This window comes from Enterobacter sp. JH25, from assembly GCF_021725435.1.
Taxonomy (GTDB): Bacteria; Pseudomonadota; Gammaproteobacteria; order Enterobacterales; family Enterobacteriaceae; genus Enterobacter; species Enterobacter intestinihominis.
In genome coordinates, this window is the sequence record NZ_CP091319.1 from 4,637,435 (window position 1) to 4,660,679 (window position 23,245).

The window sequence follows — 23,245 nt, forward strand, 5'->3', positions numbered from 1 at the left end:
CACCAAATGTTTAAAAAGTGACCCGTGTCAATTTTTTGACTATAAATTACAAATACGATCAAAAACAGACACCACAAACGCGCAAAAATTGACACGATGTGACAGGAGAGAGGCATGTCAGCAATCGCATTTATCGGCTTAGGACAGATGGGCGCGCCCATGGCGAAGAATCTATTGAAACAGGGCCACCAGCTTAACGTTTTTGATGTGAACCCGCAGGCGGTTCAGGCGCTGGTAGAGAGCGGCGCCCGGGCGGCGGCAACGCCCGCACAGGCAGCAACGGATGCCGAATTCGTGATCACTATGCTGCCAAACGGCGACCTGGTGCGCAGCGTGCTGTTCGGCGAGCACGGCGTGTGCGAAGGATTATCCCGCGACGCGCTGGTCATTGATATGTCCACCATTCACCCGCTGCAAACCGACGCGCTGATCCGCGACATGGCTGAGCAAGGCTTCAGCCTGATGGACGTGCCCGTCGGGCGCACCTCTGATCATGCCATCGCCGGTACGCTACTCCTGCTGGCAGGCGGCACGGCAGAGCAGGTTGAGCGTGCCACCCCCGTCTTAATGGCGATGGGTAATGAACTGATTAACGCCGGCGGGCCGGGAATGGGCATCCGCGTCAAGCTCATCAATAACTACATGAGCATCGCCCTGAACGCCCTTTCCGCCGAGGCCGCCGTTCTGTGCGAAGCGCTTGGCCTCTCCTTTGACGTGGCGCTCAAGGTGATGAGCGGCACACCTGCGGGCAAAGGCCACTTCACCACGTCATGGCCGAACAAGGTGCTGAAAGGGGATCTTTCACCCGCCTTCATGATCGACCTTGCGCATAAGGATCTGGGGATAGCCCTCGACGTGGCCAACCAGCTGCATGTCCCAATGCCGCTGGGCGCGGCTTCACGCGAAGTTTACAACCAGGCACGCGCCGCCGGGCGCGGGCGCGAAGACTGGACAGCCATTCTTGAACAGGTTCGCGCATCTGCCGGGCTGAAAAAATCACACTGATACGAAAGGACTGAGGAATGACGATGTACACCCTGAAAGATATCACCCGACCTTCCGGCGGTTTTGCGATGCTGGCCGTGGATCAGCGCGAAGCGATGCGCCTGATGTTTGCGGCGGCAGGCGCGCCGGTACCGGTAACCGACCAGCACCTGACGGATTTTAAAGTCAACGCGGCAAAAATTCTGTCGCCGTACGCCTCTGCGATCCTCGTCGACCAGCAGTTCTGCTATCGCCAGATTGTCGAGCAGCAGGCCGTGGCCAAAAGCTGCGCGATGATTGTGGCAGCCGACGAGTTTATTCCGGGGAACGGTATTCCGGTCGACAGCGTGGTGATCGACAAGAGCATTGACGCGCAGGCGGTCAAACGCGACGGCGGCAAGGCGCTGAAGCTGCTGGTGCTGTGGCGCAGCGATGAAGATCCGCAGCAGCGCCTGGAGATGGTGAAAGCGTTCAATACGCTGTGCCACGATAACGGTCTGTTGAGCATTATCGAGCCGGTTGTGCGTCCACCGCGCCGCGGCGCCGCGTTTGACCGCGAGCAGGCGATTATCGATGCGGCCAAAGAGCTGGGCGACAGCGGTGCCGACCTCTACAAAGTGGAAATGCCGCTGTTTGGTAAGGGCACGCAGCAGGAGCTGCTGGCGGCCTCGCAGAAGCTGAACGAGAACATCGCCATGCCGTGGGTGATCCTCTCCTCCGGCGTGGACGATAAGTTATTCCCGCGCGCGGTGAGCGTGGCGATGCAGGCGGGGGCATCGGGCTTTTTAGCCGGTCGCGCCGTCTGGTCCTCTGTGATTGGCCTGCCGGACACCGAGCTGATGCTGCGTGATATTTCCGTACCAAAACTTCAGCGTCTGGGTGAGATCGTCGACGAAATGATGGCTCGCCGTTAAGAAAGGATCCGAACATGAAATGGTTTAATACCCTGAGCCATAACCGCTGGCTCGAACAAGAGACCGACCGCATTCTCGATTTCGGTAAAAACGCCGCCGTACCGACCGGCTTTGGCTGGCTGGGCAATAACGGGCAGGTGCGTAGCGATATGGGCACCCATCTGTGGATCACAGCCCGCATGCTGCACGTGTACGCGGTGGCGGCGAACATGGGACGTCCTGGTGCGTACGCCCTGGTTGAGCACGGCATTAATGCCCTGAACGGTCCGCTGCGCGACAAACAGCACGGCGGCTGGTACGCCTGCGTAAACGATGAAGGCGTAATTGATGCCTCCAAGCAGGGCTATCAGCATTTCTTCGTCCTGCTGGGCGCGGCGAGCGCCGTCACCACCGGCCATCCGCAGGCACGCAAGTTGCTGGACGACGCCATCGAGGTGATTGAGCGCTACTTCTGGAGCGAACAGGAGCAGATGTGCCTGGAGTCCTGGGATGAAGCCTTCAGCAAAACGGAAGATTACCGCGGCGGTAACGCCAACATGCACGCCGTGGAAGCCTTCCTGATCGTTTATGACGTGACCCACGACCGTAAATGGCTCGACCGCGCCCTGCGCATCGCCTCGGTGATTATTCACGACGTGGCGCGCAAAGGGGAGTACCGCGTTAACGAGCATTTCGACACCAACTGGAACCCGATCCGCGATTACAACATTGATAATCCCGCCCACCGCTTCCGCGCCTACGGCGGCACGCCGGGGCACTGGATTGAGTGGGGTCGCCTGATGCTGCACCTGCGCGCCGCCCTGGAAGCGCGCTTTGAAACCCCGCCGGAATGGCTGCTGGAAGATGCGAAAGGCCTGTTCCACGCCACCATCCGGGACGCCTGGGCACCCGACGGGGCCGATGGATTTGTCTACTCCGTGGGCTGGGACGGCAAGCCAATCGTCCGCGAACGCGTGCGCTGGCCAATCGTCGAAGCGATGGGTACGGCTTACGCGCTCTACACCGTCACCGGTGAGGCGCAGTACGAAGCCTGGTATCAGAAGTGGTGGGATTACTGCATCAAGTACCTGATGGATTACGAAAACGGTTCATGGTGGCAGGAGCTGGACACCAATAACGAAGTGACCACCAAAGTCTGGGACGGCAAGCAGGATATTTACCATCTGCTGCACTGCCTGGTGATCCCCCGCCTGCCGCTGGCGCCGGGCTTAGCGCCTGCCGTAGCCGCCGGATTACTGGATAGCCTGGCCAAATAATAAAGACGGAGTTTTTATGCGTACCCTACACAATATTGACCTGAAAAATAACGAAAGTGGTTTTACCCTGCGCTGGCAGGACCGTCTGATTTTATCCCACTCTGCGGATGCCCCTTGCCTGTGGATCGGCGCAGGTGAGGCGGATATCGAGATGTTTCGCGGCAACTTCAGCATCAAAGACAAGCTCAACGAAAAGATTGCCCTGACGAACGCGACCGTTACGCAGCAAAGCACGGGCTGGGCAATCCGCTTTACCCGCGGCGACGCGGTGAGCGCGACGTTATTGGTGGGCGTGGATGGTGAAGGCCGTCTGGAGCTGAAGCTGAAAAATGACGCCGCCAGCCATAACCGCATCTGGCTGCGGCTGGCAGCTCAGCCTGACGATCATATCTACGGCTGCGGCGAGCAGTTCTCGTATTTCGATCTGCGCGGCAAGCCGTTTCCGCTGTGGACCAGCGAGCAGGGCGTGGGCCGCAATAAGCAGACCTATGTCACCTGGCAGGCCGACTGCAAAGAGAACGCGGGCGGCGATTACTACTGGACCTTCTTCCCGCAGCCTACCTTCGTGAGCACCCAGAAGTACTACTGCCACGTGGATAACAGCTGTTATATGAACTTCGACTTCAGCGCGCCGGACTTCCACGAGCTGGCGTTCTGGGAAGATAACGCCACGCTGCGCTTCGAATGCGCAGAAACCTACGTCGATCTGCTGGAAAAACTGACCGGCCTGCTGGGGCGTCAGCCTGAACTGCCGGACTGGGTTTACGACGGCGTGACGCTGGGTATTCAGGGTGGCACCGAGGTGTGTCAGCAGAAGCTCGACGCCATGCGCGAGGGCGGTGTGAAGGTCAACGGCATCTGGGCGCAGGACTGGTCCGGCATCCGGATGACCTCCTTCGGCAAACGCGTGATGTGGAACTGGAAGTGGAACAGCGCGCTCTATCCGCAGCTTGATGAGCGGATTGCGCAGTGGAAACAGGAGGGCGTGCAGTTCCTCTCCTATATCAACCCGTACGTCGCCAGCGATAAAGATCTCTGCGAAGAGGCGGCGAAACGCGGCTATCTGACCAAAAACGCCAACGGCGAGGATTACCACGTTGAGTTCGGCGAGTTCTACGCAGGCGTTATCGACCTGACCAACCCGGCAGCCTACGGCTGGTACAAAGAGGTCATCAAAAAGAACCTGATCGAACTGGGCTGCGGCGGCTGGATGGCCGATTTCGGGGAATATCTGCCGACCGATACCTTCCTGCACAACGGCGTTAGCGCGGAGATCATGCATAACGCCTGGCCTGCCCTGTGGGCGAAATGTAACTACGAAGCACTGGAGGAGACCGGCAAGCTCGGGGAGATCCTGTTCTTCATGCGCGCGGGCTACACCGGCAGCCAGAAGCACTCGGTGATGATGTGGGCGGGGGATCAGAACGTCGACTGGAGCCTGGACGACGGTCTGGCGTCCGTCGTACCGGCGGCGCTGTCTCTGGCGATGACCGGGCACGGGCTGCACCACAGCGACATTGGCGGCTATACGACGCTGTTCGAGATGAAGCGCAGCAAAGAGCTGCTGCTGCGCTGGTGCGATTTCAGCGCCTTTACGCCGATGATGCGTACCCACGAGGGCAATCGCCCTGGCGACAACTGGCAGTTCGACAGCGACGCCGAAACCATCGCGCACTTCGCGCGCATGACCACCGTGTTCACCACTCTGAAGCCGTACATCAAAGCTGCGGTTGCGCAGAACGCGAAAAGCGGCCTGCCGGTGATGCGTCCGCTGTTTCTGCACTACGAGGACGACGCGCGCGCCTACACGCTGAAATACCAGTACCTGTTTGGCCGCGATCTGCTGGTGGCGCCGGTTCATGAAGAGGGACGCCGCGACTGGTCGCTCTATTTGCCGCAGGACAGCTGGGTCAATGCGTGGACGGGGGAAACCTGCCAGGGCGGTGACGTGACCGTTGATGCCCCGCTCGGCAAACCGCCGGTCTTCTATCGCCAGCAAAGCGAATGGGCAGATCTGTTTAGCACCTTACGTCATATCTGATAAGGCTCGCCCGCGGGGAAACCTGCGGGCAGACGGAGAACAATAATGAGTCAACATACTTCTGACCCGGCAACCCTGCGCCTGCCGTTTAAAGAAAAACTCGCCTACGGGATGGGCGATCTCGGCTCTAACATCCTGCTGGATATCGGCACGCTGTATCTGCTGAAGTTCTACACCGACGTGCTGGGACTGCCCGGTACTTACGGGGGGATTATCTTCCTGATTGCGAAGTTTTTTACCGCCTTCACCGATATGGGCACCGGGATCATGCTCGACTCCCGGCGCAAGATTGGCCCGAAAGGGAAATTCCGCCCGTTCGTGCTGTATGCAGCCTTCCCTGTGACGCTGCTGGCGATTGCCAACTTCGTCGGCACACCGTTTGAGATGACCGGCAAAACGGTGATGGCAACGGTGCTGTTCATGCTGTACGGCCTGTTCTTCAGCATGATGAACTGCTCTTACGGCGCGATGGTGCCCGCCATTACCAAAAACCCGGACGAGCGAGCCTCGCTGGCGGCCTGGCGTCAGGGCGGCGCCACGCTCGGCCTGCTGCTCTGTACGGTGGGCTTTGTACCGGTGATGAACCTCATTGAGGGCAATGACCAGCTTGGCTACATCTTTGCCGCCACCCTCTTCTCGCTATTCGGGTTGTTCTTTATGTGGTGGTGCTATAAGGGCGTAACCGAGCGTTACGTTGAGACGCAACCTGCTAACCCGGCGCAGAAACCGGGGCTGTTGCAGTCGTTTCGCGCCATCGCCGGGAACCGTCCGCTGTTTATCCTGTGCATCGCTAACCTGTGCACGCTGGGTGCCTTTAACGTCAAACTCGCCATTCAGGTCTACTACACGCAGTACGTGCTGAACGACCCGATCCTGCTGTCGTACATGGGCTTCTTCAGCATGGGCTGTATTTTTATCGGCGTCTTTATGATGCCTGGCGCGGTGCGGCGCTTTGGTAAGAAAAAGGTCTATATCAGCGGGCTGGCAATTTGGGTGGCAGGCGATCTGCTTAACTACTTCTTCGGCGGCGGCTCGGTGAGCTTTGTGGCGTTCTCCTGTCTGGCGTTCTTCGGTTCCGCGTTCGTGAACAGCCTGAACTGGGCGCTGGTCTCCGATACCGTGGAGTACGGCGAGTGGCGCACCGGCGTACGCTCCGAGGGGACGGTCTATACCGGCTTTACCTTCTTCCGCAAGGTATCGCAGGCGCTGGCGGGCTTCTTCCCGGGGATCATGCTTACGCAGATTGGCTATGTGCCCAACGTGGTGCAATCCGCCGGCACGGTTGAAGGGCTGCGGCAGCTGATATTTATCTACCCGAGCCTGCTGGCGGTCATCACCATCGTGGCGATGGGCTGCTTCTACAACCTCAACGAGAAGATGTATGTGCGCATCGTGGAAGAAATTGAGCTGCGCAAACGTACGGCATAAATGACGTGATTGAGCGCCCTGCGGGGCGCTTTGAGGATCGACCATGACACACAATACTGATCCGTTAACCCTGAAATTGAGCCTGCGAGAGAAGTGCGCCTACGGGATGGGCGATTTTGGCTCGAACCTGATGCTCTGTATTGGCACGCTGTATCTGCTGAAGTTTTACACGGACGAGCTGGGCATGCCCGCATTCTACGGCGGCATCATTTTTCTGGTCGCCAAGTTCTTTACCGCGTTTACCGACATGCTGACCGGGGTGCTGCTGGACTCCCGGCGTAATATCGGCGCGCGGGGGAAATTCCGGCCATTCATTCTCTACGCCTCCGTCCCGGTGGCGCTGGTGGCCACGGCGCAGTTTATGGCCAACGACTTTAGCCTGACGGTGAAAACGGCCCTCGCCACCGTGCTCTTCATGATGTTTGGCCTCTGCTACAGCCTGATGAACTGCGCCTACGGTGCAATGGTTCCGGCCATCACCAAAAACCCGAACGAGCGCGCGCAGCTTGCGGCGTGGCGTCAGGGCGGCGCAACGGTAGGACTGTTGCTCTGCACCGTCGGCTTTATGCCGATTCAGGCGCTGTTCGTCAGCCAGCCCTCACTCGGCTATCTGGTGGCCGCGCTGGTGTTCGTCACCGGGGGGCTGTTCTGCATGTGGTGGTGCTACAGCGGGGTGAAAGAGCGCTACGTCGAGCTTACGCCCGATCACCATAAGCCCGGCATTCTGAAATCATTCTGCGCAATTTTCCGCAATCCGCCGCTGCTGGTGCTGTGCATCGCCAACCTCTGTACCCTCGCCGCGTTTAACATCAAGCTGGCGATTCAGGTCTATTACACCCAGTATGTGCTGAACGATCTGCATCTCCTGTCGTGGATGGGCTTTTTCAGCATGGGCTGCATTCTGATTGGCGTGTTTCTGGTGCCCGGTGCGGTAAAGCGCTTTGGCAAGAAACCGGTCTATCTGGGCGGGCTGGCGCTGTGGGCGGTGGGCGACGTGCTGAATTTCTTCTGGGGGACCAGCTCCCTGCTGTTTGTGCTCTTTTCCTGCATGGCCTTCTTCGGCACGGCGTTTGTGAACAGCCTGAACTGGGCGCTGGTGCCGGATACGGTTGATTACGGCGAGTGGAAAACCGGGATTCGCGCCGAAGGGTCGGTGTATACCGGCTATACCTTCTCGCGCAAAATCTCCGCTGCGCTCGCCGGTTTTCTGCCCGGCATCATGCTGACCCAGATTGGCTACGTTCCCCATGCCGTGCAGAGCGCGGGCACGCTGCTGGGTTTGCGTCAGCTGATTTTCCTCTGGCCGTGCGGCCTGGCGATCGTTGCTGCCGTGACCATGGGGCTGTTTTATAAACTCAACGAAGCGCGCTTCGCCTTTATTATCGAGGAGATTGGAAAACGGAAAAAACAGACAGCAAATACCCCTGAGATAACCACCAACAATAAAGCGTCAGCAGTCACTTTATAACTATAAATCCGGCCAATATGTCCTTCCTGTTAATCAGGAGGGAGGCCTTTCTGTACCTGATACATGGACAAATTATGAATAGAATCATCACCGTACTGATCGTGTCGTCTGTGTCCTGCCCGGTTTTTGCCGGGGCCTATGTCGAAACGCGCGAAGCGTACAATACGGCCTCTGAGCTGCACGAGGTGATCCTGCGTGCGGGCTATAACTTCGATATGGGCGCGGGGCTGATGTTCACCAACGCTTATAACGTGGGGAAATGGGACGAACTGAAGCACAGCTATAACGAAATCGAGGGTTGGTATCCGCTCTTCAAACCGACCGACAAACTCACCTTCCAGCCCGGCGGGTTAATTAACGACAGCAGCGCAGGATCGGGTGGAGCACTCTATTTAGATACTAACTATAAATTTACGGACTGGTTTAATCTGACGTTCCGCTATCGCTATAACCATAACAATTACGATACGCCGGACTATAACGGACAGATGGATAAAAACGACACGCACGAATTCGCCAACTACTGGAATTTCAAAGTGACGGATGCGTTTTTCTACACCTTTGAGCCGCACTTTTTCCAGCGGGTGAATGATTACCACAGCAAAAATGGCAAAGATCATCACTGGGAAATTACCAACAAGTTCAGCTATAAAATCGACAGAAACTGGCTGCCGTACTTCGAACTCCAGTGGCTGGACCGATGGAATGATTACAACCGCGAGCAGTACCGGATTCGGTTAGGGTTACGTTATTCCTTCTAATAAAAAAGCCGCTGATCGCTCAGCGGCTTTTCGTTGCCGGGTGGCGCTTGCGCTTTACCCGGCCTACGGCATAACCGAATTACTCTTCTTTCGCACCGCGCATAGCACGTTTACGATCGTTCTCGGTCAGGTGACGTTTACGGATACGAATTGACTGAGGCGTCACTTCTACCAGTTCGTCATCATCGATGAATTCCAGAGCCTGCTCCAGCGTCATCTTGATCGGTGGAACCAGAACCGTCGCTTCGTCAGTACCGGACGCACGCATGTTGGTCAGTTTCTTACCGGTCAGGCAGTTTACCGTCAGGTCGTTAGAACGGCTGTGAATACCGATGATCTGGCCTTCGTAAACTTCAGCACCGTGACCCAGGAACAGCTTACCGCGATCCTGCAGACCGAACAGCGCAAACGCAACCGCTTTACCCTGACCGTTGGAGATCAGTACGCCGTTGTTACGCTGGCCCACTTCGCCAGGACGGATGTCGTCATAGTGGCTGAAGGTGGAGTACAGCAGGCCGGTACCGGAGGTCATGGTCATGAACTCAGAACGGAAGCCGATCAGGCCACGGCTTGGGATCACGTAGTCGAGACGTACGCGGCCTTTGCCATCTGGATTCATGTTTTTCAGGTCGCCTTTACGCTCACCCAGTGCCTGCATGACAGAACCCTGGTGCTGCTCTTCAACGTCCAGCGTGACGTTTTCGAACGGCTCTTGTTTACGGCCATCGATTTCGCGGAAGATAACTTTCGGACGGGATACCGCCATCTCGAAACCTTCACGACGCATGTTCTCAATCAGAACAGACAGGTGCAGCTCACCACGACCGGAAACGCGGAATGCATCAGCGTCTTCGGTTTCTTCAACGCGCAGCGCAACGTTGTGCACCAGCTCTTTGTTCAGGCGGTCAAGGATCTGACGAGAGGTAACGAACTTACCTTCTTTACCACAGAACGGAGAGGTGTTGACGTTGAAGAACATGGATACGGTTGGTTCATCAACGGACAGGGCTGGCAGCGCTTCGACGTTCTGCGGATCGCAGATGGTATCGGAGATGTTCAGTTCACCCAGACCGGTGATAGCGATGATGTCGCCCGCTTCAGCGATGTCGCTCTCGATACGCTCAAGACCCAGGTGAGTCAGTACTTTACCGACTTTACCGTTACGGGTTTTGCCTTCGCTATCGATGATAGTGACCTGCTGGTTAGGCTTCACTTTACCGCGCTTGATACGACCAATGCCGATTACGCCAACATAGTTGTTGTAGTCGAGCTGGGAGATCTGCATTTGCAGGGTGCCTTCCAGGTCAACGTTTGGCGCAGGAACGCGGTCAACAATCGTCTGGTACAGCGGAGTCATGTCTTCCGCCATGTCTTCGTGATCCAGACCGGCGATACCGTTCAGCGCAGACGCATAAACGATAGGGAAGTCCAGCTGTTCGTCAGTCGCGTCGAGGTTAACGAACAGGTCGAAGACCTGGTCAACAACCCAGTCAGGACGCGCGCCAGGACGGTCAACCTTGTTGATCACAACGATAGGTTTCAGGCCGTGGGCAAATGCTTTTTTGGTCACGAAGCGCGTTTGCGGCATAGGGCCATCAAATGCGTCAACCACCAGCAGCACGGAATCCACCATGGACATCACGCGCTCAACTTCACCACCGAAGTCGGCGTGCCCTGGGGTATCAACGATGTTGATACGGTAGTCATTCCATTTGATAGCGGTGTTTTTGGCGAGGATGGTAATCCCACGCTCTTTCTCCAAATCGTTGGAGTCCATCACACGCTCTTGAGTTTCGGCACGAGCATCAAACGTACCGGACTGCTGTAGCAGCTTGTCAACCAGGGTAGTTTTACCATGGTCGACGTGCGCGATGATGGCGATATTACGCAATTTTTCGATCACAACTTTGCCTCAGGCATTTAGAAATAGCGCGTTATTGTACACGGATTAATCGCACTACAAAACAGGATCACAAACATCCCCCGCAAACAAGTATTGCAGAGATGCTTTGTGATCGCTTTCACGGAGCGGTAAAAGGGCACTTTAACGTAAATTGCACCAATATGGTGCTCAATGTTCACACTGAAGCACTATAATGGTGCAACGAATCCAATGTGGTGCAGCCCTTCTGCACTATGGTGCGCATGATAACGCCTTTTTGGGGTGTTTTAAAAGTTGGCACAGATTTCGCTTTACAGAAATACAGTAAAAATATGGCAGCCCAGCCGATTTGAAGACCTCGTTACCACGACGACAATGACCAATCTGGAGAGTTAAGTATGTCCGCTGAACACGTTTTGACGATGCTGAACGAACATGAAGTGAAGTTTGTTGATCTGCGCTTCACCGATACCAAAGGTAAAGAACAGCACGTCACGATCCCTGCTCATCAGGTGAACGCCGAATTCTTTGAAGAAGGCAAAATGTTTGACGGCTCCTCCATTGGCGGCTGGAAAGGCATTAACGAATCCGACATGGTTCTGATGCCAGATGCAACCACTGCGCTCATTGACCCGTTCTACGAAGAACCTACGCTGATCATCCGCTGCGATATCCTGGAACCTGGCACGCTGCAAGGCTATGACCGTGACCCACGCTCCATCGCAAAACGCGCTGAAGAGTACCTGCGTTCTACCGGTATTGCAGACACCGTTCTGTTCGGGCCAGAGCCAGAGTTCTTCCTGTTCGACGACATCCGTTTTGGTGCTTCCATTTCTGGTTCCCACGTCGCTATCGATGACATCGAAGGCGCATGGAACTCTTCCACCAAGTACGAAGGTGGTAACAAAGGTCACCGTCCGGGCGTGAAAGGCGGTTACTTCCCGGTTCCTCCGGTCGATTCTTCTCAGGACATCCGTTCTACCATGTGTCTGATCATGGAAGAGATGGGCCTGGTTGTTGAAGCGCACCACCACGAAGTGGCAACGGCTGGCCAGAACGAGATCGCTACCCGCTTCAACACCATGACCAAAAAAGCGGATGAGATTCAGATCTACAAATACGTTGTACACAACGTTGCGCACCGTTTCGGTAAAACCGCGACCTTCATGCCAAAACCAATGTTTGGCGACAACGGTTCCGGCATGCACTGCCACATGTCCCTGTCCAAGAACGGCACTAACCTGTTCTCTGGCGACAAGTACGCGGGTCTGTCCGAGCAGGCGCTGCACTACATCGGTGGTGTTATCAAACACGCTAAAGCGATCAACGCCCTGGCGAACCCAACCACTAACTCCTACAAGCGTCTGGTCCCTGGCTACGAAGCACCAGTAATGCTGGCGTACTCTGCCCGTAACCGTTCTGCTTCTATCCGTATCCCGGTGGTTGCGTCTCCGAAAGCGCGTCGTATCGAAGTGCGCTTCCCGGACCCGGCGGCTAACCCATACCTGTGCTTCGCAGCACTGCTGATGGCCGGTCTGGACGGTATCAAGAACAAGATCCACCCGGGCGAAGCCATGGACAAAAACCTGTACGACCTGCCGCCAGAAGAAGCGAAAGAGATCCCACAGGTTGCCGGCTCTCTGGAAGAAGCCCTCCAGGCGCTGGACGCAGACCGCGAGTTCCTGACCGCTGGCGGCGTGTTCACCGATGAAGCTATCGACGCTTACATCGCGCTGCGTACCGAAGAAAACGACCGCGTTCGCATGACGCCGCACCCGGTTGAGTTCGAACTGTACTACAGCGTTTAATTGATTTGTTTTACCCGGCGCATACGCGTCGGGAGTCGTTGCCGTGGAAACTTTAGCCCATCTTCGGATGGGCTTTTTTCTCCACCAACAACCTGATCTCACGCGCTTTTTACCTCTAAAACGCTATACTGCACTAAAATAGTGCAACGACTCCAGGAGACTGCTGAATGGCAACTGGCACGCTGCCCGATGCTGGGCAGATCCTCAATTCTTTAATTAACAGTATTTTGCTGGTCGACGACGAGCTGGCGGTGCATTACGCCAACCCGGCGGCGCAGCAGCTGCTCGCCCAAAGCGCCCGTAAACTGTTTGGCACGCCGCTGCCAGAACTGCTGAGCTATTTCTCGCTGAATATTGGCCTGATGCAGGAGAGTTTGCAGGCGGGTCAGGGCTTCACCGATAACGAAGTGACGCTGGTGATTGACGGACGCTCGCATATTTTGTCCCTCACCGCACAGCGCCTGCCAGATGGCATGATTCTGCTGGAAATGGCGCCGATGGATAACCAGCGTCGTCTCAGCCAGGAGCAGCTTCAGCATGCGCAGCAGATTGCGGCGCGCGACCTGGTGCGCGGGCTGGCCCATGAGATCAAAAACCCGCTGGGCGGCTTACGCGGTGCGGCACAGCTTCTGACCAAAGCGCTGCCTGACCCTGCCCTGGCGGAGTATACCAACGTCATTATTGAGCAGGCGGACCGTCTGCGTAATCTGGTCGATCGCCTGCTCGGGCCGCAGCAGCCAGGGATGCACGTTTCAGAAAGCATTCACAAGGTCGCGGAGCGGGTGGTGAAACTCGTCTCGATGGAGCTGCCGGATAACGTCACGCTGGTGCGTGACTATGACCCAAGCCTGCCGGAGCTGGCGCACGATCCGGACCAGATTGAACAGGTGCTGTTGAACATTGTGCGTAACGCGTTGCAGGCGCTGGGCCCGGAGGGTGGCGAAATTATTCTGCGTACCCGCACCGCGTTCCAGTTGACGCTGCACGGCGTACGTTATCGTCTGGCAGCACGTATTGATGTGGAAGATAACGGACCGGGGATCCCGCCGCATCTCCAGGACACCCTGTTCTACCCGATGGTCAGCGGTCGCGAAGGCGGCACCGGGCTGGGGTTATCCATAGCCCGAAATTTGATTGACCAACACTCCGGCAAAATTGAATTTACCAGTTGGCCGGGACATACCGAGTTTTCGGTTTTCCTGCCGATTAAAAAATAAAGGTGACGTTTATGCAACGAGGGATAGTCTGGGTAGTCGATGACGATAGCTCCATCCGTTGGGTGCTTGAACGCGCGCTCACAGGAGCGGGATTAAGCTGCACGACGTTTGAGAGTGGCAGCGAGGTGCTCGACGCACTCACCACCAAAACGCCGGACGTTCTGCTCTCGGATATTCGCATGCCGGGAATGGACGGACTGGCGCTCTTAAAGCAGATCAAACAGCGCCACCCTATGCTTCCGGTCATCATAATGACCGCCCACTCCGACCTGGATGCTGCCGTCAGCGCGTACCAGCAGGGCGCGTTTGATTACCTGCCAAAACCGTTTGATATCGACGAAGCCGTTGCGCTGGTTGAGCGCGCTATCAGCCACTATCAGGAGCAACAGCAGCCCCGCAATGCCCCCGACTTTGGACCGACGACGGACATCATCGGTGAAGCGCCGGCCATGCAGGACGTGTTTCGCATCATCGGGCGTCTGTCGCGTTCGTCTATCAGCGTCTTGATTAACGGTGAATCAGGGACCGGTAAAGAGTTGGTCGCACACGCCCTGCATCGCCACAGCCCGCGGGCGAAAGCCCCCTTTATCGCCCTGAACATGGCAGCGATCCCTAAGGATTTAATTGAATCTGAGCTGTTCGGCCACGAAAAAGGGGCGTTTACCGGAGCCAATACCATTCGTCAGGGACGCTTTGAACAGGCTGACGGCGGCACGCTTTTCCTGGATGAAATCGGCGATATGCCGCTGGATGTACAGACCCGACTGTTGCGCGTGCTGGCAGATGGACAGTTTTACCGCGTGGGCGGGTATGCGCCGGTGAAGGTGGACGTACGCATTATCGCCGCGACGCATCAGAACCTGGAGCTGCGCGTACAGGAGGGGAAATTCCGTGAGGATTTATTCCATCGTCTGAACGTGATCCGCGTCCACCTGCCGCCGCTGCGCGAGCGTCGGGAAGATATCCCGCGTCTGGCGCGCCATTTCCTGCAGGTGGCGGCCCGCGAGCTGGGCGTGGAAGCCAAGCAGCTTCATCCGGAAACGGATGCCGCCCTCACCCGTCTGGCGTGGCCGGGCAACGTGCGTCAGCTGGAAAACACCTGTCGCTGGCTGACGGTGATGGCCGCCGGCCAGGAAGTGCTGATTCAGGATTTACCGGCAGAACTGTTTGAAGCCACCGTGCCCGAGAGCACCGCAGGACATACGTTGCCGGATAGCTGGGCGACGCTGCTGGCGCAGTGGGCAGATCGCGCGCTGCGTTCCGGTCATCAAAACTTGCTTTCTGAAGCACAGCCTGAAATGGAGCGCACGCTGTTGACCACCGCGCTTCGTCATACCCAGGGCCACAAACAGGAAGCGGCTCGCCTGTTGGGATGGGGTCGAAACACCCTCACGCGCAAGCTGAAAGAGCTGGGAATGGAGTGATCTTACTCCGCTGTGTAAAGGTTACTAATTGAGCGCAAAGTGCCGTTATTTTGCGCTTTACTGTTCCGATGAGTTTTGTATGATCGTGCCCGGAAACTGGGGGGAGCATCATGCTGGAATCATTAGTGACCTTGCTTTCGAGCGGTGCAGCAGAAAGCCACACGCCACAAACTGCCTTTGCGGCGGTATTGTGTGCGGCACTGGTTGGGCTGTTTAGCTAACGAGCTGTCGATGAAAAGCCGGGTGGCGGCTTCGCCTTACCCGGCCTACATAGTTGCGAGTTGTAGGCCTGGTAAGCGAAGCGCCATCCGGCATTGCAACTTAAATCACGCGCGAGAACTGCTGTAAACGCGCTTTCTGGCGCAGATAGGCATCGAAGCACATGCAGATATTACGAATCAACAGACGCCCCTTCGGCGTGACGACCACCGCGCTCTCCGACACATCCACCAGCCCGTCCTTCGCCAGCGGCGCCAGAAGCTTCAGGTCTTCGGCAAAGTAATCGCTGAATTGCAGATCCCATTGCGACTCCACCTCGCGGAATTCGAGACGGAAGTTGCAGATAAGCGCCTTAATCACATCACGACGGATGCAGTCGTCGCGCGTTAACGCAATGCCGCGCCACAGCGCGTTGCCCGTTTCATCAACCTGCTGGTAATACAGCTTCAGCTCTTTTTGGTTCTGGGCGTAGCAGTCGCCAATCATGCTGATAGCGGAGACACCCATTCCGAGCAGATCGGTATCTCCCTGGGTGGTGTATCCCTGGAAGTTACGATGGAGAACACCTTCGCGCTGAGCAATCGCCAGTTCGTCGTCAGGGCGGGCAAAGTGATCCATCCCGATAAACTGATAGCCGGTTTCGGTCAGCGAGGCGATGGTCTCCTGCAAAATGTCCAGCTTCTGCTGGGCGGAAGGCAGATCCGCATCTTTGATTTTGCGCTGCGCGGCGAACAGCGTCGGCAGGTGCGCATAGTTAAAGACGCTCAGACGGTCCGGGTTGAGCTCAGCCACGCGTTTAAGCGTGTAGGCGAAGCTCTCCGGCGTCTGCTTCGGCAGGCCGTAAATCAGGTCTATATTCGTTGAGGTAAAGCCGATTTCACGCGCATGGTTGAGTAAGGCAAAGATAAACGCTTCATCCTGCTCGCGGTTGACCAGGCGCTGCACTTCTTTGTTGAAGTCTTGTACGCCCATACTCAGGCGGTTGAAGCCTTCGGCGCGTAAATGATCCAGCACATCCAGCTCGATTTCACGCGGATCGACCTCGATCGAAATTTCAGCGTCGTCGTTAAAACTGAAATTGCCGCGCAGTAGCGCCATCAGGCGGCTGATCTGCGCTTTATTCAGATAGGTTGGCGTACCGCCGCCCCAGTGAAGCTGGCTGACGTGACGGCCTTTAAACAGCGGTGCGCGGTGCAGAATTTCCTGTTCAAGCGCATCGAGGTATTGATCGGCTTTGTGCTGCTGGCGGGTAACGATTTTATTGCAGCCGCAGAAGTAGCAGAGCTTGTGGCAGAACGGAATATGGACGTAGAGCGACAGCGGGCGCTCGGGATAGCGCGCCACAGCATGCTGAAAATCCGCCTCGCCGAAAGCGTCAGAAAACTCCAGCGCGGTGGGGTATGAGGTATAACGCGGCCCGGAATAGTTATATTTCTGGATCAGGGCCAAATCCCAGTCGATAGATGGTACAGACATGCTCACTCCTTCCGTTGGTGTCGCGTTCGTATACGGCGGCCCGTTCTGGTCCCGTTGCGGGCCATCATTCGGGTGCGCAGCCACTTCTGTCGCCGCGACAACCGCCGTAGTTTAACGAATAACCACACCAGATAACATATAACCGGAAGGGTTATAAGCAGGACGAGTGTACCTGCCGGGTGCAAATGTTAGTTTCCACCTTTCAGCAGACGCATCATATCTTCCTGCTTTTCGTCTTCCTCTTCGTCTTCTTCATCATCGTAGGACAGACCCAGCTTCTGCATCAGTTCATCAATGCGATCCAGTTTGGCATCTACCCAGGACTGCTCTTCAGCGGTCAGGGTTTCACCCTCTTCAAGACGTTCCAGCAGCGCATCCAGGCGCTCATCGTTCTCCAGCATATCCAGCTCAGCCTGCGGTGAAAGCATAGGTTTCTCGCTCTTTGGTTTGTGCTGCTTAGTGACCGGCGTGTCTGTCACGCCCAGTGGAATGGGAGTTTTACTGCCGATACGAGGATCTTTCTGCTGTTTACCTTTTGCAGAAGCGCCTGCGGCACCGCCACCGTTAGCACGGCTACCCGCAGTATGGCCACGATGCTTTTTATCGCGTTTGCGATCGCGCGCTTCCTGATTCAGTTCTTCGCGCGTTTTGCGGCGTGCTTTTGCAGGGCGTTTCGCGCCCGCAGCGGAGGTCGGTTTTTTCATGATGTTTTATCTTTAAGTCGTTTTCTTCAGTATAGAATTGCGGCGAAATCTAGCAGAAAGCAAGCAAAGAAAAAAGGCGACAGAGCAATCTGTCGCCTTTTTTCCTGACTCACAACCCTTAACGGGTCAGACATTCCCTGTTTGCCTTCAACAAACCCTGTTTATCCCTTGGCTACTACCGTCCGTGATACGGTTCCGTTTCCTGTTAAAAACGCCTCCAGGCGCCGGTCGTCCTGACAATCCTGAGTCTTCGCCTCCTGGCGCTCCTGACCCTTATCCTTAAGTCGTTTTCCTGCTGGCATCCTCGCCTTGACGCACACTTTACCTTGTTCTCTTAAACTAACAAGCAACGAAAAGGTACTAAACCGGATTTTCAGATAATTACTCATTAATAACTCTTTGAATTTTAATATTTTGAGTTTTTTAGCGCCTGCGATTTCTCTTAAATTTCTCATACGCTTAAGGGCAGATCTCTTACATTCCGTAGGGCTTTCACTTACACGTCAATGACGAAGGGAAAAGCCTTTTGCCCGCATTCAGGTATAATCCCCCGCAGATTACGATTTTTGGAGACGACCACGTGACTACCTGGAACTACCAACAGACGCATTTTGTCACCAGTGCGCCCGATATTCGCCACCTGCCCTCAGACACAGGGATTGAAGTGGCATTTGCTGGCCGCTCCAATGCGGGAAAATCCAGCGCCCTGAATACGCTGACCAATCAGAAAAACCTGGCGCGTACCTCAAAAACACCTGGCCGTACTCAGCTGATTAACCTGTTTGAAGTGGCTGAAGGCAAACGCCTGGTCGATTTACCGGGCTACGGTTACGCGCAGGTACCGGAAGAGATGAAGATCAAATGGCAGCGTGCGCTGGGTGAATACCTGGAAAAACGAATGTGTCTGAAAGGTCTGGTGGTGCTGATGGATATTCGACACCCGCTAAAAGATCTCGACCAGCAGATGATTGACTGGGCGGTGGCAAGCGATATTGCGGTGCTGGTGCTGCTGACAAAAGCGGATAAGCTGGCGAGCGGCGCGCGCAAGGCGCAGGTGAACAAGGTGCGTGAAGCGGTGCTGGCATTCAACGGTGATGTACAGGTTGAACCGTTCTCCTCGCTGAAAAAGCAGGGTGTGGACAAACTGCGACAGAAGCTAGACAGCTGGTTTAACGATCTGGAACCGGCGACAGAAGCGGAAGCAGAGTAACAACAGGCGCGGCGATGACCGCGTTTTTTTCGCCCGAAACTTTCCTTCCCGCAATAAAAAACGCCCCAGTCATTACTGACTGGGGCGGCTAAAATATTCAGCCAAATCCGATTACGTGAAGTAAAAGGTCTGAAAGATAGAACATCTTACCTCTGTACCCTACGTCGTTAACTCTACTCTTTTTTTGTCTCTTGAAAAAGCACTTTTTGTAGTTTTTTTTCATTCTTTACATAGGGAATTCTAATGATCGTCACAAAACGCGCGTACTTATGTTGCTTACTTACATAAAACGCGCGTTATTCCGATAACGCTTAGTGAGCCTGATCCCAGTTTTCGCCGCTACCCACTTCCACCAGCAACGGAACGTCCAGCTTCATGCTGTTTTCCATCAGTTCATGGATCTTCTGAGAGACCTTTTCCAGGTCGTCTTTATGGACTTCAAATACCAGTTCATCGTGTACCTGCATGATCATTTTCACGCGCGGTTTCTCTTTTTCCAGCCAGGCATCAACGGCGATCATCGCGCGTTTGATGATATCTGCCGCAGTGCCCTGCATCGGGGCATTGATAGCAGCACGTTCAGCGCCAGCACGGCGCGCGGCGTTGCTGGATTTGATGTCCGGAAGGTAAAGACGACGGCCATCCAGCGTTTCAACGTAGCCTTTCTCTTTCGCCTGCGCGCGGGTACGCTCCATATATTCCAGCACGCCCGGATAGCGCTCAAAGTAGAGATCCATATACTTCTGCGACTCTTTACGCGGAATGTTGAGCTGGCGTGAAAGGCCAAATGCGCTCATGCCGTAAATAAGGCCAAAGTTAATCGCTTTAGCGCTACGACGCTGTTCGTTTGTCACGCTGTCCAGCGGCAGGCCAAACACTTCGGCAGCTGTCGCCCGGTGGATATCCTTCCCTTCAGCAAATGCCGTCAGCAGGCCTTTGTCACGCGACAGGTGCGCCATAATACGCAGTTCGATTTGCGAGTAGTCTGCGGAGACAATCAGATAATCCTCTGGCGCAATGAAAGCCTGGCGTATACGGCGGCCCTCTTCATTACGCACCGGAATGTTTTGCAGGTTAGGATCGGTTGACGAAAGCCGCCCGGTCGCCGCTACAGCCTGGTGATAGGAGGTGTGCACGCGACCCGTTTTCGGGTTGATCATCAACGGCAGTTTGTCGGTATAGGTCGATTTCAGCTTCGCCAGACCACGGTACTGCAGGATAACTTTTGGCAGCGGATAGTCCAGCGCCAGCTCTTCCAGCACCTCTTCAGAGGTTGAAGGCGCGCCGCCCGGCGTTTTCTTCAGCGGTTTAATACCCTGCTTTTCAAACAGGATGGTTTGCAGCTGTTTCGGTGACGACAGGTTAAATGCCTCTCCAGCAAGCTCATGCGCTTTCTGTTCAAGCTCGGTCAGGCGCTGCGCCAGCTCGCCAGAGTGATTATGCAGCACCGTTGGGTCGATTTTGACGCCGTTACGCTCAATGCGGGACAGCACAGGCACCAGCGGCATCTCAATGTTCTGGAAAACATTCAGCGGCCCTTCGTGCTTCTGCAATTTCGGCCACATTTTGAGATGCAGCTGTAGCGTAACATCAGCGTCTTCCGCGGCGTAGCGGCCTGCTTCTTCCAGCGCGATCTGGTTAAAGGTCAGCTGATTTTTGCCCTTACCGGCAATTTCTTCAAAGGTGATGGTTTTGTGTTTCAGCCAACGATCGGATAAGGAATCCATATCATGGCGGCCCGCCACGCTGTCCAGAATGTAAGATTCCAGCATGGTGTCAAAAGCGATACCACGCAGTTCAATGCCGTAGTTTTGCAGAATACCGCGGTCGTACTTCAGGTTTTGCCCGACCTTCAGCGCTTTCTCGTCTTCCAGAATCGGCTTCAGCAGTTCTAAGGTGCGCTCGCGCGAGATCTGCTCCGGCGCATCCAGATAGTCATGCGCTACCGGAACATAGGCTGCCATACCCGGCTCCGTCGCGAATGACAGGCCCACCATATTGGCAGATATGTTATCGAGACTGTCCGTTTCGGTATCGAACGCAAATACCGGTGCTTTTTTCAGCTTTTCAATCCAGGCGACGAGCTGCGACTCTTCAAGGATGGTTTCATAGTTATCGAATGAGAGCGCTGCCGCTTCTTCTTCTGCCTGCTCTTCGGCATCGACAACAATAGTTTCTTTCGGCTTCGCCGCAGCTTTTGCCCCTTTCGCCTGAAGCCATTTCCCGGCTTCGACATCCGTGGTCCAGCGTTTAAATTCGTATTTTCTGAACAGGCCAAGCAGTTCTTCTGCGGCGGGTTCCTGCACTTCAAGCTGGTCGCAGGTAAGTTCCAGCTCGACGTCGGTTTTGATGGTGGCTAACTGATAAGAGAGGTAAGCCACCTCTTTGTTATCGGCGAGCTTTCCGGCCATGGTTTTTGCACCACGGAAGGTAAGTCCGGCAATTTTGTCGGACTCAGCGTACAGCGTATCCAACCCACCTAACCCTTGCAGCAGCGCCTGAGCTGTTTTTTCGCCCACGCCCGGCACGCCAGGGATGTTATCCGAGGAATCCCCCATCAGGGCGAGGAAATCAATAATGAGTTCTGGCGGCACGCCATATTTGGCAACCACTTCTTCCGGGCCAAGAATGGTATTGGTCATGGTATTAATCAGCGTGATCCCAGGTGTTACCAGCTGCGCCATGTCTTTATCACCGGTACTGATCAGCACCGGGCGGCCAGCCTTTTCAGCTTCGCGCGCCAGGGTGCCAATAACGTCGTCAGCCTCAACGCCCGAGACAGCCAGCAAAGGCAGCCCCATCGCTTTGACCATAGCGTGCAGCGGTTCAATCTGCGCACGCAGATCGTCAGGCATGGGAGGACGGTGAGATTTGTAATGCTCAAATAATTCATCGCGGAAGGTTTTCCCCTTCGCATCAAACACCACGGCCGCATGGGTTGGGTGGTATTGCAGAATCAGGCTGCGTAGCATATTCAGCACGCCGTACATTGCGCCGGTAGGTTCCCCTGCGCTGTTGGTCAGAGGAGGAAACGCATGATACGCCCGATAAAGGTAAGAAGAGCCATCGACGAGTATAAGTGGGTTTTCTGGGATCTGAACCATAATGTCCGTGCCTTTAATTAATTTATGGGTAAAGGATGCCACAGAAGGATGAAAACATCAGGTTTTAGCGCTTTATACAGAAAAAGATTTTGCGATCGTGAAGATCGATCGCAAAAACAAACTGTGGATAAGTTTGTGCATATTTTTAATACAGGTGAATAACAGTTCTATAAAACTGATACTGAAAACTTATTTATCAAATAAAATCAATTAGTTGAAATTAGATCACTTAAGATCCCACCCCGCTGATGGTTATTTAGTCTATGTGGATATAAGACGTAAGCACCCTGTCTATATAGAAAATTTCGCTGCATGGCAGGAAAAGCCGCAGCCTCTTCGTGCGAAAGCGCCCTGGTCTGGGCCAATATCTGATAAGATCGGCGCCCAGCACCGGATAGCCGGCTGCTTAATTACAGCTAACTATCTGAAAAAATTCATTATGTCGAAAATACTCGCTGCGATAACCTTATTGCTAAGCGTCATTTTAACTATTCTGGTTACCATCGCCTGTTCTGTGCCAATCATCGTTGCCGGAATAATTAAGCTCCTGCTGCCCGTCCCTCCGGTATGGCGTGCAGTGTCTGCTTTTTGTAATTTTATGATGTACTGCTGGTGTGAAGGGCTGGCGATCCTGTTGTATCTGAACCCCTGGTTAAAGTGGGACGTTCAGGGCCTTGAGAAGCTGAATAAAAAGAACTGGTATCTGCTGATCTGCAATCATCACAGCTGGGCCGACATCGTTGTATTGTGCGTGCTGTTTCGCAAACATATTCCGATGAACAAATACTTTCTGAAACAGCAACTGGCATGGGTGCCTTTCATTGGTCTGGCCTGCTGGGCGCTGGATATGCCGTTTATGAAACGCTATTCACGCAGCTATCTGATTCGTCATCCGGAACGCCGCGGTATGGACGTGGAAACTACGCGCCGTTCTTGCGAGAAGTTTCGCGCGCATCCCACCACCATAGTTAATTTCGTCGAAGGTTCGCGCTTTACCGAAGAGAAGCGCCAGCAGACTCGCTCTCCGTATCAGCACCTGTTGCCGCCAAAGGCAGCGGGTATCGCAATGGCCCTCAACGTGCTGGGTGAGCAGTTTGATAAATTGTTGAACGTAACGCTCTGCTATCCGGAAAACGACAGGACGCCGTTCTACGATATGCTCAGCGGCAAGCTGACGCGTATCGTAGTCCGCGTTGATCTGTTGCCCATCGATACGGAACTGCACGGTGATTACGTTAACGATAAAAACTTCAAACGTCGTTTCCAGCTTTGGCTCAATACACTCTGGAAAGAGAAAGACGAACAGATAGCGGAGTTAAAATCTTCATACAAAAACGCCGGTCAATGAC

General features: G+C 55.1%; 18 protein-coding genes. 13 read left to right on the forward strand and 5 right to left on the reverse strand.

Annotated elements, in window-relative coordinates; genetic code table 11:
* The first annotated feature begins 114 nt into the window (after positions 1-114).
* From yihU to ompL, 7 genes are all read left to right on the forward strand, one after another.
* A complete protein-coding gene (yihU, locus tag L2Y28_RS22250) occupies positions 115-1,005 on the forward strand; it encodes a sulfolactaldehyde 3-reductase (protein WP_022649844.1) in 891 nt (296 codons plus the stop codon).
* 17 nt (positions 1,006-1,022) lie between these two features.
* Complete coding sequence (yihT, locus tag L2Y28_RS22255) at positions 1,023-1,898, forward strand: sulfofructosephosphate aldolase (RefSeq protein ID WP_022649845.1); 876 nt, start codon at positions 1,023-1,025, stop codon at positions 1,896-1,898.
* Positions 1,899-1,912: 14 nt separating this feature from the next.
* Positions 1,913-3,154, forward strand: coding sequence for a sulfoquinovose isomerase (gene yihS / locus L2Y28_RS22260; protein ID WP_022649846.1), 1,242 nt, complete (start codon positions 1,913-1,915; stop codon positions 3,152-3,154).
* A 16-nt stretch (positions 3,155-3,170) separates the two neighbouring features.
* The gene (locus L2Y28_RS22265) at positions 3,171-5,195 is read left to right on the forward strand and encodes an alpha-glucosidase (RefSeq protein ID WP_022649847.1); all 2,025 of its coding nucleotides are present in this window, start codon (positions 3,171-3,173) and stop codon (positions 5,193-5,195) included.
* A gap of 45 nt (positions 5,196-5,240) precedes the next feature.
* Positions 5,241-6,623, forward strand: coding sequence for an MFS transporter (locus tag L2Y28_RS22270; RefSeq protein WP_022649848.1), 1,383 nt, complete (start codon positions 5,241-5,243; stop codon positions 6,621-6,623).
* A 43-nt stretch (positions 6,624-6,666) separates the two neighbouring features.
* Complete coding sequence (locus L2Y28_RS22275) at positions 6,667-8,091, forward strand: MFS transporter (protein WP_022649849.1); 1,425 nt, start codon at positions 6,667-6,669, stop codon at positions 8,089-8,091.
* A 74-nt stretch (positions 8,092-8,165) separates the two neighbouring features.
* Complete coding sequence (ompL, locus tag L2Y28_RS22280; RefSeq protein ID WP_032622016.1) at positions 8,166-8,852, forward strand: porin OmpL; 687 nt, start codon at positions 8,166-8,168, stop codon at positions 8,850-8,852.
* A 79-nt stretch (positions 8,853-8,931) separates the two neighbouring features.
* Here ompL and typA read toward each other — a convergent pair whose 3' ends face one another.
* A complete protein-coding gene (typA, locus tag L2Y28_RS22285; RefSeq protein WP_022649851.1) occupies positions 8,932-10,755 on the reverse strand; it encodes a ribosome-dependent GTPase TypA in 1,824 nt (607 codons plus the stop codon).
* Between the two features lie 377 nt (positions 10,756-11,132).
* Between typA and glnA the strand changes: the two genes are divergently transcribed.
* The 4 genes from glnA (at position 11,133) to L2Y28_RS22305 (ending at position 15,404) form a co-directional block, all read left to right on the forward strand.
* A complete protein-coding gene (glnA, locus tag L2Y28_RS22290; protein ID WP_003861925.1) occupies positions 11,133-12,542 on the forward strand; it encodes a glutamate--ammonia ligase in 1,410 nt (469 codons plus the stop codon).
* A gap of 167 nt (positions 12,543-12,709) precedes the next feature.
* Positions 12,710-13,759, forward strand: a complete 1,050-nt coding sequence (gene glnL / locus L2Y28_RS22295; RefSeq protein WP_003861923.1) for a nitrogen regulation protein NR(II) — start codon at positions 12,710-12,712, stop codon at positions 13,757-13,759.
* A gap of 11 nt (positions 13,760-13,770) precedes the next feature.
* Positions 13,771-15,183 carry a nitrogen regulation protein NR(I) gene (gene glnG / locus L2Y28_RS22300; RefSeq protein ID WP_022649852.1) on the forward strand — a complete coding sequence of 471 codons (1,413 nt, stop codon included), beginning with the start codon at positions 13,771-13,773 and terminating at the stop codon, positions 15,181-15,183.
* A gap of 110 nt (positions 15,184-15,293) precedes the next feature.
* Entirely contained in the window at positions 15,294-15,404 is a 111-nt protein-coding gene (locus tag L2Y28_RS22305) for a YshB family small membrane protein (RefSeq protein ID WP_032622020.1), read from the forward strand.
* 100 nt (positions 15,405-15,504) lie between these two features.
* Here the strand turns inward: L2Y28_RS22305 and hemN are convergent, their stop codons facing one another.
* From hemN to L2Y28_RS22320, 3 genes are all read right to left on the reverse strand, one after another.
* Positions 15,505-16,878 (reverse strand): oxygen-independent coproporphyrinogen III oxidase, encoded by a 1,374-nt coding sequence (hemN, locus tag L2Y28_RS22310; RefSeq protein WP_022649853.1) that lies wholly within the window; start codon positions 16,876-16,878, stop codon positions 15,505-15,507.
* A 188-nt stretch (positions 16,879-17,066) separates the two neighbouring features.
* Positions 17,067-17,582, reverse strand: coding sequence for a Der GTPase-activating protein YihI (gene yihI, locus L2Y28_RS22315; RefSeq protein ID WP_022649854.1), 516 nt, complete (start codon positions 17,580-17,582; stop codon positions 17,067-17,069).
* A 161-nt stretch (positions 17,583-17,743) separates the two neighbouring features.
* Positions 17,744-17,971 (reverse strand): hypothetical protein, encoded by a 228-nt coding sequence (locus tag L2Y28_RS22320; RefSeq protein WP_022649855.1) that lies wholly within the window; start codon positions 17,969-17,971, stop codon positions 17,744-17,746.
* A gap of 191 nt (positions 17,972-18,162) precedes the next feature.
* Here L2Y28_RS22320 and yihA point away from each other — a divergent pair, with 191 nt between their 5' ends.
* Entirely contained in the window at positions 18,163-18,792 is a 630-nt protein-coding gene (gene yihA, locus L2Y28_RS22325; RefSeq protein WP_003861913.1) for a ribosome biogenesis GTP-binding protein YihA/YsxC, read from the forward strand.
* 311 nt (positions 18,793-19,103) lie between these two features.
* Here the strand turns inward: yihA and polA are convergent, their stop codons facing one another.
* Positions 19,104-21,896, reverse strand: a complete 2,793-nt coding sequence (gene polA / locus L2Y28_RS22330; RefSeq protein ID WP_022649856.1) for a DNA polymerase I — start codon at positions 21,894-21,896, stop codon at positions 19,104-19,106.
* A 439-nt stretch (positions 21,897-22,335) separates the two neighbouring features.
* Here polA and L2Y28_RS22335 point away from each other — a divergent pair, with 439 nt between their 5' ends.
* Positions 22,336-23,244 (forward strand): acyltransferase, encoded by a 909-nt coding sequence (locus L2Y28_RS22335; protein ID WP_022649857.1) that lies wholly within the window; start codon positions 22,336-22,338, stop codon positions 23,242-23,244.
* Position 23,245: the final 1 nt, after the last annotated feature.